The 13,468-nt window shown below is 39.9% G+C and carries 10 protein-coding genes and 2 pseudogenes; 6 read left to right on the forward strand and 6 right to left on the reverse strand.

What is annotated here, in order from left to right:
- The 4 genes and pseudogenes from AC1WHX_RS00485 to mfd all read right to left on the reverse strand — a co-directional run.
- Positions 1-634: YfhO family protein (locus AC1WHX_RS00485; protein ID WP_481228795.1), on the reverse strand; the 634-nt coding region annotated here is incomplete at its 3' end.
- Positions 516-941: pseudogene (locus AC1WHX_RS00490) on the reverse strand (YfhO family protein); the annotation flags it as partial. The pseudogene AC1WHX_RS00490 and the gene AC1WHX_RS00485, both read right to left, overlap by 119 nt.
- Before the next feature lie 21 nt (positions 942-962).
- On the reverse strand, positions 963-1,169 hold the full coding sequence (locus tag AC1WHX_RS00495) for a hypothetical protein (protein WP_122337072.1): 207 nt from the start codon (positions 1,167-1,169) through the stop codon (positions 963-965).
- A 12-nt stretch (positions 1,170-1,181) separates the two neighbouring features.
- A complete protein-coding gene (mfd, locus tag AC1WHX_RS00500; RefSeq protein ID WP_270213909.1) occupies positions 1,182-4,532 on the reverse strand; it encodes a transcription-repair coupling factor in 3,351 nt (1,116 codons plus the stop codon).
- A gap of 175 nt (positions 4,533-4,707) precedes the next feature.
- On the opposite strand from mfd, the gene AC1WHX_RS00505 reads away from it, so the two are divergent.
- The 4 genes and pseudogenes from AC1WHX_RS00505 (at position 4,708) to AC1WHX_RS00520 (ending at position 7,879) form a co-directional block, all read left to right on the forward strand.
- Positions 4,708-5,475 carry a polyprenol monophosphomannose synthase gene (locus AC1WHX_RS00505; protein ID WP_009317361.1) on the forward strand — a complete coding sequence of 256 codons (768 nt, stop codon included), beginning with the start codon at positions 4,708-4,710 and terminating at the stop codon, positions 5,473-5,475.
- Positions 5,472-6,818, forward strand: coding sequence for a dihydroorotase (locus AC1WHX_RS00510; RefSeq protein ID WP_122337073.1), 1,347 nt, complete (start codon positions 5,472-5,474; stop codon positions 6,816-6,818). Before AC1WHX_RS00505 ends, AC1WHX_RS00510 begins: the two co-directional genes overlap by 4 nt.
- Positions 6,819-6,828: 10 nt before the next feature.
- Entirely contained in the window at positions 6,829-7,212 is a 384-nt protein-coding gene (gene crcB / locus AC1WHX_RS00515; protein ID WP_122337074.1) for a fluoride efflux transporter CrcB, read from the forward strand.
- A gap of 83 nt (positions 7,213-7,295) precedes the next feature.
- Positions 7,296-7,879: pseudogene (locus AC1WHX_RS00520) on the forward strand (NAD(P)-dependent oxidoreductase).
- A 159-nt stretch (positions 7,880-8,038) separates the two neighbouring features.
- Here AC1WHX_RS00520 and AC1WHX_RS00525 read toward each other — a convergent pair.
- Positions 8,039-9,193, reverse strand: coding sequence for an iron-containing alcohol dehydrogenase (locus tag AC1WHX_RS00525; RefSeq protein WP_022391018.1), 1,155 nt, complete (start codon positions 9,191-9,193; stop codon positions 8,039-8,041).
- Between the two features lie 19 nt (positions 9,194-9,212).
- Positions 9,213-10,580, reverse strand: coding sequence for an aldehyde dehydrogenase (locus AC1WHX_RS00530; RefSeq protein ID WP_022599797.1), 1,368 nt, complete (start codon positions 10,578-10,580; stop codon positions 9,213-9,215).
- A 295-nt stretch (positions 10,581-10,875) separates the two neighbouring features.
- Here AC1WHX_RS00530 and AC1WHX_RS00535 point away from each other — a divergent pair, with 295 nt between their 5' ends.
- Entirely contained in the window at positions 10,876-12,321 is a 1,446-nt protein-coding gene (locus tag AC1WHX_RS00535) for an efflux transporter outer membrane subunit (protein WP_022391020.1), read from the forward strand.
- A gap of 11 nt (positions 12,322-12,332) precedes the next feature.
- A complete protein-coding gene (locus tag AC1WHX_RS00540; RefSeq protein WP_122337075.1) occupies positions 12,333-13,466 on the forward strand; it encodes an efflux RND transporter periplasmic adaptor subunit in 1,134 nt (377 codons plus the stop codon).
- The last annotated feature ends 2 nt before the right edge of the window (positions 13,467-13,468 follow it).

A 13,468-nucleotide genomic window follows, 5' to 3' on the forward strand; every position in this document is an offset into this window, starting at 1 on the left:
GAATGAGGAATGGGAGAATATATAAGAAATATTTATGAGAAATGGGATTATACAGTTTATCGGGGTGCGACAATATGTTTATTGTAGAAAGTGCTAAAATAAGAGACAAAGCGTACCACCAACGGGTATATGAATAGTTGCTCCACAGGTTGAAAGAGGCATTTAACGGTGCGATCAGAGAAATAATGACCAGACATATCAGAAGTTGAGACAACCAGTTACGGGGATGCTGCCGGATGAATGAAACTGCCAGTATTGCGCCTGTGATCGGTAGAAAAGCACCTATTGAACTCCAGTTGAGAATTTGGGGATAAAAGGCAGGGATTTCAAGACTTCCTGCCGGCATGAATAAGGCCCTGAGACGTTCTAATATGTTGAATATACCTGTTTTGAATTTCCAAATCCTATCGACTCTCGGAGCTTCTGAGATTTTATACCATGCCGGAAGTATCAGAAATGCAGTTAATAATATTCCTAAAATTCCTTCGATGAGTATTGCCGAATAATCGTTTCGTTTATTGCCAGCCCAATCTCCCGATTTGAATCTGAAGAGAGCATAAATTACGATAAATATTCCTGAAGATACGAAAAAATAATAATTGGTAAGCAGGTTGATGAAAACGGCAAAGGTCAGTAATCCCGGAATCCGTTTCTTTTTGTAGAGTCGTAATTAAGGGAAAAAGTGCTATAACATCGGTAAAATGATTAAATTGCGTATTTAGAATCGTAAACGAGGAGAATGTATATAGCAGCGATCCTATAATTGCATATATAGGTTTCTTTATAAAAATTCTGAAATAGAGAAAAGAGGTAATTCCGCAGACGAAAAATTTTAATAAGATTGAAGCGGTAATTCCTTGTAGGATATGGTTTTCAGGAAATAAGATGGCTATCCAGACAAATGGACTTCCCACAGTATAAAAGGCATATCCTCCTAAAAAGTTGTCTCCTAAAAATGAATTCTAACTCCAGTAGGGCATCCCCGTTGAGAACATTCGTTTAGTCTCAAGTATAAACGGTATTTGCTGAGTAATATAATCTGCTTTTGAGACAAAATATCCCCCATGTTGTATAATGGAGGGCAACATACCTGCAAATGCGGTTATTAGGCTTAATATACCTGATAATAGTACATTTACGAATATATTTATACGCCCGTGTTTTTCCATGGGAAGGCAAATTTATAATTCTTCTTGTTCCAGAATATTTTGTAACGTAAGAACCGCCTCTTCTACCGTTTTTATATGGGTGATAGATATAGATCGTTTTCCCTTGATTTCCCTCAGTTGGCACTGTCGGGGATTCTTTTGCAGATAGCTTAATACTTTACCGAAAATAGGAGACTGAAAATAGCGGATGTTATTATCCGAAACAAAAAACAGATTCATTTTTTCCTGTTTCAATACAACTTTTTCCATACCTAACTGTTTGGCCAGTTGTCGGAGGGTAACGATACGGATAAGCTCTTTCCCTTCATGAGGTATGCGTCCGAACCTATCTTCCAGTTTTGCTGAGAATGCTTGTATGTCCGAGGCTCGTTCCATATTATCCAACTCCTGATAGAGGGAAATCCGTTCCGAGTCATTCGGAATGTAGCTGTTGGGGAATAGCAATTCCATGTCTGATTCTATGGTGCAGTCGCTGACAAATGTTTCTCGTTCGCCGGGAAGAACCACGCTATTTTCGTTATAAACATCCGTAAATTCCTCATTTTTCAATTCTTCTACAGCTTCTTTCAATATTTTTTGGTAGGTTTCATATCCCAAGTCTGCAATGAATCCGCTTTGTTCTGCCCCCAATAAATTCCCTGCTCCTCGAATATCCAGATCCTGCATGGCGATATGTATTCCGCTTCCAAGTTCTGAAAAACTCTCTATCGCTTGTAATCGGCGGCGGGCATCCACACTCAGTTCTCGCAATGGTGGAGTAAGGAGATAACAAAAAGCCTTTTTATTGCTTCTGCCTACACGTCCCCGTAATTGATGAAGTTCGCTTAACCCGAAATTTTGAGCATTATTGATAATAATCGTGTTGGTGTTGGGCATGTCGATTCCCGATTCGATGATGGTGGTCGCTATCAATACATCATAGTCGTAATTTGTAAAATCGATAATTGCTTGTTCGAGTTTTTCGGGTTCCATTTGTCCGTGACCTACGATTGTTCTGGCGTCCGGAATAAGGCGATGTACGAGATTTTCCAGTTCATAAAGCTGTTTTACTCTGTTATTGACGATAAATACCTGGCCGTTTCGACTCATTTCGAAATTGATGGCTTCTTTGATAATATCTTCATTAAATCCGTGAACCTCGGTCTGTATCGGGTACCTGTTAGGGGGTGGAGTCGTTATGGCCGAAAGATCCCGAGCACCCATTAACGAAAATTGTAAAGTACGAGGAATCGGTGTTGCTGACATGGTCAAAGTATCTACATTTGTCTTTATCTGTTTCAGTTTTTCTTTAACGGCAACTCCGAATTTCTGTTCTTCATCGATGATAAGTAATCCTAAATCTTTAAATTTTACATCTTTTCCTATGATGCGGTGTGTACCTATCAGTATGTCGATTTTACCTTCTGATAAGTTTTTGAGTATCTGTCGTGTTTCTGCAGAAGTTCTTGCCCGGCTTAGGTAGTCTACTTTAACGGGAAAATCTTTAAGTCGTTCGCTAAATGTTTTATAGTGTTGAAATGCTAGTACGGTAGTCGGGACAAGAACAGCTACTTGCTTATTATCGCATGCAGCTTTAAAAGCAGCCCGGACTGCAATTTCAGTTTTTCCGAATCCGACATCTCCGCATATCAGCCTGTCCATAGGGCGTTCTTTCTCCATATCGGCTTTTACTTCGGCTGTCGATTTCAATTGATCGGGTGTGTCCTCATAAATAAATGACGCTTCGAGTTCCTGCTGCATGAATGTGTCGTGGGAAAATGCGAATCCTTTTTCTTCTTTTCTTTTGGCATACAGTTTGATAAGATCGCGAGCAATATCTTTCATCTTGCTCTTGGTCTTTTCTTTCATCCGTTCCCATGCTCCTGTCCCTAATTTGTTGATTCGGGGAGGTTCTCCTTCTTTTGCCCGGTATTTGGCTAATTTGTGCAGAGCGTGTATGCTGACGAAAAGAATGTCGTCATTTTGATAAATGAGTTTAATGACTTCTTGCATTTTTCCATTGATCTCTGTTCGTATCAGTCCTCCGAATTTTCCGACACCGTGATCTATGTGAACGATATAATCTCCTATTTCGATTTGTTGCAGTTCTTTAAGTGAGAGAGCGAGTTTTCCCGAACGGGCTTTGTCGCTTTTCAGACTGTATTTGTGGAATCGGTCGAACAATTGATGGTCTGTAAAAAAGCAGGCTTTCAATTCCCGGTCTATAAAACCTTCGTGTAGTGTTTTCTGTACAGGGGTGAACGAGATATTTTCACCTTTATCTTCAAAAATGCTTTGAATACGTTGTATCTGTTTTTCGCTGTCGCTTAAAATATAAAGAGTATATCCCTCTTTCAAGAAAGAGGTGAACGAATCGATAACCAGTTCGAAATTCTTGTGATAGATCGGTTGAGGCGAGCATTCTATTCTCAGAATGGCTGCGTCTGGGGAAAGACTTTTATTCCCATAATCGATTCGTTTAAATTCGAATATTTTTTTGCGGAATGTGTCCGGGTCTATGATTTTTTTTCCTGCATTAAGATCGCCTTCTTCGGTTATCAATAATTGATCGGACAGAGTTTCTCCGGCAATTCCGTTGATTCGTTCTATGCACCATGCCAGATCTCTGAATCCGAAAATTGTTTTCGGATCGATAAACTCCAGAAAAGAGATGCCGTTAGCTTCGTTATTCATCATGTTGGGAATAATGAATATCTCTTCGAATTGATCATTGGACAATTGCGACTCTATATCGAAAGATCGGATACTTTCGATGTCATCTCCGAAAAAATCGATACGGTAGGGCTGGTCGAAAGAAAAAGAATAAACATCGAGAATACTGCCTCTTACAGCATATTGTCCCGGTTCATATACGTAATCGACTCGCTCGAAGCCATATTTGAAAAGAATATCCGAAATGTTCGTGATGTCTGCTTTCCCGTTCTTTACCAAGTGGATCGTTTTCTCAGATAGTGTGGTTTCTCTGACGACTTTTTCAGCCAAAGCTTCCGGACAAGTAACAACGATCAAAGATCGGTCGGTCTGCCTCAGACGGTTAAGAGTTTCTGTCCGTAGTATTTCGTTTGCCGCATCCACTTGTCCGTATTTAATGGCACGTTTATAGCCGGAAGGAAAAAATACGATATTTCCTTCTCCTTGTATTTGCACCAAATCATGATAAAGATATCCTGCTTCTTCCATATCGTTCGCAACCAAAACGACAGGCCTTCCGCAAGTGGATAGTGACGAGAGCAATAACGAGGCTGCAGAACCTTGTAGTCCGGTTATGTGGATTGTCTTTGTCCGGTTATCCGCAACAAGATTTTGTAATGCTTTTTGCCGGGCAGGCGTATTGAAAAGCGTATATAATGAGTCGATTTTCATTTTGTAGAAATAATCATCCGTAAAGTTTGACAAAAATACATCTTTTTGATCAAACTGCGAGATAGAAATTATTGCATGTTAATCATTATTTACTATTCATTTTACGTAGTTTTTCAATTTGTAGTATCTTTGTCACATTGATTTTTTGATAAATAAACGATTTATCGATAGGCTCATGAGCTCGAATGTGAAATCTGACGGGGTGGTGATTATCCCGACTTATAATGAAAAAGAGAATATAGAAAATATCATTTGCAAAGTTCTTTCTTTAGAACATGCGTTCGATATTTTGGTGATTGATGATGGTTCGCCGGATGGAACGGCGGATATAGTGAAGCGGTTGATGACAGAATTTACAGGTCGCTTATTTATTATTGAACGTTCAGGGAAACAGGGACTGGGTACGGCATATATAACCGGATTTAAGTGGGCGCTTGCTCATGGTTATGAATATATTTTCGAAATGGATGCCGATTTTTCTCATAACCCTGACGACCTTTTAAAGTTATGGGATGCTTGCGCCAACAAAGGTGCGGATGTTGCTATCGGGTCTCGTTATATAACGGGGGTAAATGTCGTAAATTGGCCGATGGGTCGGGTGATGATGTCATATTTTGCATCGAAATATGTACGGTTTGTCACAGGAATGAATATTGCCGATACGACTGCAGGATTTAAATGTTATCGTCGGGAAGTTTTAGAAACGATCGATTTGGATAATATCCGGTTCAAAGGGTATGCATTTCAAATAGAAATGAAGTTTACAGCATATAAGTGTGGCTTCAAGTTGGTAGAAGTTCCTATTATTTTTATAAATCGGGTATTGGGCACTAGCAAAATGAATAGCAGCATTTTCGGAGAGGCTGTTTTCGGAGTAATTAAATTGAAATATGACAGTTGGTTCAAGAAATATCCCCATAAAAAAAGCAATGCGGCATCATGAAGAAAATACTGATAAAAAATGCGACATTAATAAATGAAGGATATGCAGGAATAGCTTCGGTTCTTATCGAAGGAGATAAAATTGCTGCGGTTTACCCCGAAGAGTGTACCATCGAAATGGAGCGTAATGCGGATGAGGTTGTAGATGCCTTTGGCAAATGGCTTCTACCCGGTGTTATCGATGATCAGGTACATTTTAGAGAACCCGGCTTGACTTATAAGGCTGATATGCATTCCGAATCGATGGCTGCGGTGGCAGGCGGGGTGACTTCTTATATGGAAATGCCGAATACGAACCCTCAAACGACAACGAAAGAGGCTCTCGACTGGAAATTTAATCGGGCAGCCGAAATCTCAGTTGCCAATTATTCTTTTTATATGGGGGCTACGAATGATAATATAGAAGAGCTTTACAAGATCGATCACCGGCGTGTGTGCGGAGTAAAGCTGTTTATGGGGTCTTCTACGGGAAATATGTTGGTGGATCAACCTGTTGCGTTGGAAAGGATTTTTTCCGAAATACCTGCATTGATAGCCGTACATTGTGAAAAGGAAGAAATTATCCGGGCTAACCGGGAATATTATGTATCTCGTTTTGGTGAAGAATTGCCGGTGCTTTTTCATCCGTTAATACGGAGTGCAGAAGCTTGTTATGCATCATCTTCACAAGCCGTCGATCTGGCGGTACGGAATAATGCCAGATTGCATTTGTTACATCTTTCTACGGCACGAGAACTCTCTTTGTTGGATGATTCTCCCTTGTCCGAGAAAAAAATTACAGGAGAGGTATGTGTACATCACCTTTTCTTTGATGATAACGATTATGCTGAATATGGGAATAGAATAAAATGGAATCCGGCTATTAAGACTTGTGCCGACCGTTTGGCTCTGACAGAGGCTGTAAGGACCGGACGAATCGATGTGGTGGCTACTGATCATGCACCTCATCTTTGGAGTGAGAAACAAGGTTCTTGTTTAAAAGCGGCTTCGGGAGGTCCGTTAGTTCAGCATTCTTTATTGGTGATGTTGGATAAAGTAAAGAAAGGTGATTTTACGCCCGAACAAGTAGTGAGGCGCATGTGTCATGCTCCTGCCGATCTGTTTCATATAGAAAAACGAGGCTATGTCCGCCCCGGATATTTTGCAGACTTGGTACTTGTCGACCCGAATCGGAGTTATACGGTCACGGCAGAAAATATTCTGTCAAAATGCGGATGGTCTCCGTTTATGGGATATACTTTCCCTATGTCGATAGATCGAACTTATGTGAATGGAACTCTTGTTTATGATAAGGGTATAGTTGATGTGAATTATCGGGGCAGAGAACTTGTTTTTGATAACTAACTCTGTAAATATGAGATTGGCACTTTGGGTCGGGATAGGTGGTTTTATGGGTAGCATAGTCCGTTATCTGTTATCTAAATATATATTTAGTCAGGCGGGTAGTGCATTTCCATGGGCGACTTTGGCAGTCAATTTATCAGGATGTTTTATTATCGGGCTGTTGATAGGATGGTTTGCCCGTTGTGAAAATTTGTCTGCAGAAGTACGCATGTTTTTGACGGTCGGTTTTTGCGGAGGTTTTACAACCTTTTCGACATTTGCCAGTGAATCTCTGTTACTGCTCAAGGCCGGGGAATGGCTGAATTTTTCTTTGTATACCGTAATTAGTGTTACATGCGGCATTGCATTAACGGCTTTGGGTTCTTTTATTGCGTTATCTGTACGAAACGGATAAATTTCTTTTGTCTTTTTGTTGAACATTCACCTTCATGAAGTAGTTTATATCTTGTTATATAATGAATTTTTAAATGACAAGATATGAAAAAAATTATTTTGATCGGAGCTAGCGGTTATGTAGGTTCTGCCATTATGAAAGAAGCTTTCTGACCGTGAAAAAAGGCGATGTTACTGACATTGACAAGATTGCACGTTTAAGTAAAGGTGCGGATGTTATTGTCAGCGCTTATAATCCCGGTTGGAATAATCCGGATATTTATGAGGAGACATTGTCGGCATATCCGAAAATTTTAGAAGCTGTAAAAAAATCGGGAGTTCCTCGTTTTTTAATGGTTGGAGGGGCAGGAACTTTGTTTGTCGAACCGGGAGTCCGTTTGATCGATTCAGGGATGATTCCCGAAACTATTTTACCGGGAGTGAAGTCATTGGGAGAGTTTTATTTAAATACTTTATCGAAAGAAAAAGAGGTAGATTGGGTGTTTTTTTCTCCGGCTGCAAATTTATTTCCGGGAAAACGGACAGGAAAATTTAGATTAGGCAAAGATAATATGATTGTTGACGATCAGGGAGAAAGCTCTGTTTCTGTCGAAGATTATGCTGTTGCAATGATCGATGAAGTTGAATATCCTACACATCACTACGAACGCTTTACAATCGGTTATTGATTTGAAAATCAATTATAAAAATATCTGAAAATTTTAATGAACCCGAAATATGGATAGTAGTGACAGGCAAGAATAAATGAAAAGTACCGTTTTATTCGTACACAAGATAAAACGGTGCTTTTCTATTTTATTTAGACAGGCTCTTAAGAGTTTTTATTTTTATAGGCATCCGGTATAAATTTCCCGTGCTACTTCGGCTGTTACGTTTTTGTTTTCTCCGTATGCTATATTATGAGCTTTGAGCCTGTTGTAGATAATATCTACAGCCTCTGCCGGAATTCCGTATTCACTCATCCGCGTGCGCAATCCCATTTGCCGAAAAAACTCTTCAGTTTTTTCGATTGCTTTGTCTGCCTTTTCTTCTTTGCTTCCTGTTGTTATGTTCCATACTCTTTCAGCGTATTGAGCCAATTTTTCCGTTTTTTGTTTTTTCAAAACACGGAGTAAAGACGGATATACGACAGCAAGCGTTTCGGCATGATCGAGGCCATAAAGCACTGTGAGTTCATAACCTATGCGGTGTGTTGCCCAATCTTGCGGAACACCCATACTCACAAAGTCATTTAGAGCCATAGATGCACACAGCATGAAGTTTGCCATTGTGTCATAATCTTTTTGATTTTCCAACACTTTCGGACCTATTTCAATGAGAGAAAGCAGTACACCTTCAGCCCATCGGTCCATCAAAATACCGTTTCCCGTAGTAGTCATGTACTGTTCCATGATATGCATAAAAGCATCTACAATTCCATTGGAAAGCTGTTTTTTAGGAAGAGTATATGTTACTTCCGGATCAAGGATCGAGAATTGAGGTGATGATTTAGGAGTGATAAATGAAACTTTTTCTTGTGTACGTCGGCGTGAAAGTACTCCTCGATAGTTCATTTCTGATCCGGTTGCCGGAAGAGTGAGAACTGTCGCCAGAGGTGTCGTTTTTGTAATTTTTTCGGGATGTATAGCTAATTCCCAAGCATCTTCACCTGTGTAGGGGATTGCATGTGCGATAAATTTTGTACCATCTATTACAGAACCGCCTCCGACAGCAACCAGATAATTTATCTTATTGTCACGGGCCAATGTAACCGCTTTCATTACTGTGTCATAATCGGGATTCGGTTCTATACCCCAGAATTCGATGTTAAAATGATTTGACAGAGCATTCTTTACTTGTTCATAAACTCCGTTTTTCTTAGCGCTACCTCCTCCGAAACATACCATGATACGTTTGTCAGAGGGTATTTCCGTCCCAAGCTTGGCGATGGTTCCTTTCCCGAAAATAAGTCGGGTCGGATTGTGGAAATCAAAATTATTCATTGTAAGATAAATTAAAAGTTTATTTCATAAAACGTTTCAATATTGATAATTTCCCTGCGTATGGAGCGAATTTTATTCCCGGATTGATATGCGTTGTAGTAGAAAGAACTGATTTTGTATGGCTGAATGTATAAAAACTGTCAATACCGTGATAACGCCCTATTCCGCTATGGCCTACGCCTCCGAATGGCAAGTCGGGATTGGCGAGGTGAGTTACTACGTCATTTATACAGACTCCTCCTGATGAGGTTTTTTCTAATATTTCTCGTATGTTTTTCTTGTTTTTTCCGAAATAATACAAAGCCAAAGGTTTTTCCTGACTATTAATATAATCAATAACCGTTTCCCGTTCATTGAATGTCATAACGGGAAGAATCGGTCCGAAAATCTCTTCATTCATGATTCTGTTTTCGGGAGTAATTCCCGAAATGACGGTCGGAGCGATATACAAATCTTTTTCATCGTATTTCCCTCCGGCTTCTATTTTGCCTTGCTTTAGCAGCAACATCAGGTTGTAAAATCGTCCCGAGTGTATAATACGGGGATAATCCGGACTTTTTTGGGGATCTTTTCCGTATTGGCGGATAATTTCATCTTTTAATTTGAGAATCAAATCATTTTTAATATCCTGATGTACGAAAATATAATCGGGGGCGACACAAGTCTGTCCGCAATTTAGAAACTTTCCCCAGACGATCCGTCTGGCAGCAATGTCGATATTAGCGTCTTTATCGATGATACACGGACTTTTCCCCCCTAATTCGAGTGTGACAGGTGTCAGATGTTTGGATGCGGCCTCCATAACCCGTTTTCCGTATTCTACACCTCCGGTGTAAAATATATAGTCATATCGTTGTTGTAGTAAAAGATCGGTTTCTCTATTGTCGGCTTCTATCAATATTACATGGCACGGATCGAAAGCTTCTTTAATGATTTTTTTACTGACAGCAGTAGTGTGCGGAGAGGCGGGAGATGGTTTTAATATGACGCAATTTCCTGCTGCCACAGCTCCGATTAATGGTGCGAATAACAGTTGGAATGGATAATTCCATGGAGATAGTATCAATGAAATGCCGTAAGGCTCATATTGGATATGACTTTTTGATCCGAAAAGAAATAATGGTGTTTTTACTCTTTTCGGAGAAGACCAGTTTTTTAGTTTTTTTAGTGTCCGGTTAAGTTCTGTCAAAACAAAACCTGTCTCAGTAATATAACTTTCGAATTTCGATTTTTTCAGGTCATCCCAAAGAGCCTTTTCTATATCCGGTTCATACTTTTCTATAGCTTTTTTTAACTGTATAAGGGCTGCTTTTCTAAAAGATATCGGCTTGGTTATCTGACTATTGAAGTATGCCCGTTGAGCATTTATATGATCTGAAATATTCATTCTGTTTTCTAAGCAGTAATTATATTGTTGCGGGTGTCAAAGGTAATCATTTTTTGTACAATTGTTCACGATTCTACAGCCCTTTTCAGCAAACAAATAATAAAATAGTTTGTTATATCCCTAAAAGTTTGTCTAAATTTTGTCCGGGTCAGATTTGGACGTTTTTTTCGAAGATGATGGCTGGTTCTCTGACGAATGAAGGAGGCAAAAAAGGCTGGAAGAAAACACAAAAATGACCAGATAATATTTTTTATAGGGAAATTCAGACAATCCATAAAAACCTGAAAAGAGAAAAATGGCAAAGAGAAATCTTATTTTATCGTTGGTATGTGTGGTTTTATCGGGTATGTTGACGTATGCCTATGGCCAAAATAAGCGGGATGCAGGGCAAAAATATTTGACTCGTCCCTTACCGCAGGCTTGGGAGGCCGATACATTGTTTTTACAGCAACAGCCGATAGAGGGAAAATGGTGGTCGGAGTTACAAGATTCTCAATTGGATTCGATTATCGGGTTAGCGTTGCAGAACAACCAAGATCTGCTTGCTGCTGCCGATCGCATACGGGCGGCCCATGCGACATTGAGAATACAGCAAGGATATTATTATCCGAATTTGAATTTTTCGGCCGGTTGGACAAAGTTGCAGAACAGCAGGCAGATGAATAAGGAGTTTATCGATTCTCCCACTATGAACCAGCGATATGCTTCTGGTGAATTATCTACAAGCTGGGAATTGGATGTGTTCGGATCTATTCGGAGCAGAGTGAAATCCAGCAAAGAACAGTTTCGGGCTACACAAGAAGAATATAATGCCGTTTTGGTCTCTTTGACAGCAGAAGTTGCAACAGCTTATGCCGAATTGAGAACTTTACAGCAGGAGTTGCTGGTCGCTCAGAAAAATATGGCTTCGCAGCAGGCAATCTTGCATATTACCGAAGTGCGTTATAATACCGGGCTTGCCTCTCAGTTGGATGTATCTCAAGCTAAATCGGTTTATTACAGTACAAAGGCATCTATTCCGTCGATCGAAGCCGGTATTCGGCAACAAATAAATGCATTAGCTGTTTTGTCCGGATTATATCCTTCCGATTTGTATACGGCGTTAAAAGATCCTCGTCCGATTCCGGATTATATGAAAATTGTCAGTATAGGTATTCCTGTCAATTTATTGCGGCAACGACCTGATATTCGTAGTGCCGAACGGTCTGTTGCGGCAGCGGCAGCCTCGGTAGGTGCAGCCAAGTCTGATTATTTCCCAAAATTTTATTTGAAAGGAAGTATCGGTTTTGCAGCGAGAGATATGGACAAATTTTTTGATCATAACAGTTTGACTTATCAAATTGCTCCGACTTTATCATGGACTCTTTTTCAAGGTCGTCAACTGACTCAAGCAACTAAAGAAGCAAAAGCTGTTTTGGATGAAAATATCCGGCAATATAACCAGACGGTTTTGGGAGCGGTTCAAGAAGTAGATAATGCCATGTCGTCATATACCAATGCTGTTAAACAAGTTGTCGCACTGCGTGAGTTGGTGGTACAAGGAGAGGTCACCCTTAAACTTTCTTTGGATTTGTATAAACGGGGATTAGCGACTTTTCAAAATGTGTTGGATGCTCAGCGCTCTTTGTTGAGTTATCAAAATTCTTTGGTTTCGGCACAAGGGGGGACTCTCTCTTCTCTTATAGAACTGTATCGTGCTGTCGGGGGAGGTTGGCAAATAGATCAGAATAAAAACGAATAATAATAAATCCCATGACGAAAAATATTTTAAAAAACAGACTTTTTCTTTTTGCAGGAGTAGGATTTGTTCTCTTTTCTTGTACATCTAAAAAAACGGAACAAAGAATGTCTGTTCCGGAAATCTCTGTTGCATACCCGGTTGTGAGGCCGGTTATATTACATAAAACATATCCCGGTTATTTGTCTTCGGTGAATACTGTGGATCTGATGGCACGGGTGAACGGTTATTTGCAAAGCACTCCGTTTACGGCCGGTTCGTTAGTCAAAAAAGGTCAATTGTTATTTGTAATTGAACCTACGTTATATGAGGATGCTGTAAAAAGGGCTGAAGCCGGGTTGAAAAATGCACAGGCAAGTCTCAATTATGCAGAGAATAATTATGTCCGTATGAAAGAAGCTTCTCGGAGCGATGCTATCAGCGAAATAGATTTGATTAAATCTGCAACTCAATTAATTAGTGCAAAATCGAACGTGAAAGACGCTGAGGCGCAACTTGAAACTGCAAAAACAAATTTAGGATATTGTTATATACGCGCGCCTTTCTCCGGTCATATATCGAAGTCGATATATAGTGTCGGCAGTTATATCAGCGGAGAAGGTCAGGCGGCTAAATTGGCGACTATTTATCAGGACGATAAAATGAATGCCTATTTTAATATCGAAGATAATCAGTATTTACAAATGCTTGCTTCTACTGATAAGAAAGGTGTTGAAGAACGTTTACCCGGAGAAGTGGAAATTCTTTTTCAGTCACCCTTATCCCGTCCCTATATGGGAAAATTGAATTATCTGTCTCCGAATATCGATCTCTCGACGGGAACATTGAGTATTCGTGCCGAAATTGAGAATCCTGATAATGAATTGAAGGATGGTTTATATGTGAATATCCGTTTACCGTACGGCAAACAAGATAGTGCCGTTTTAGTAAAAGATGCTTCTATCGGTACCGACCAATTGGGTAAATATCTTTATGTGGTTAATGATTCTAACCGGGTGTCTTATCGGCATATTGAAACGGGAGAATTGTTTTCTGATACTCTCAGACTTGTAAAATCCGGATTGCAGCCGAAAGACCGTTATGTGACGAAAGCTCTGTTGAAAGTACGGGAAGGAATGGAGATAAAACCTGTATCGGAGAAAAATTAACC

The sequence above is a fragment of the Coprobacter sp. genome, from assembly GCF_982436375.1.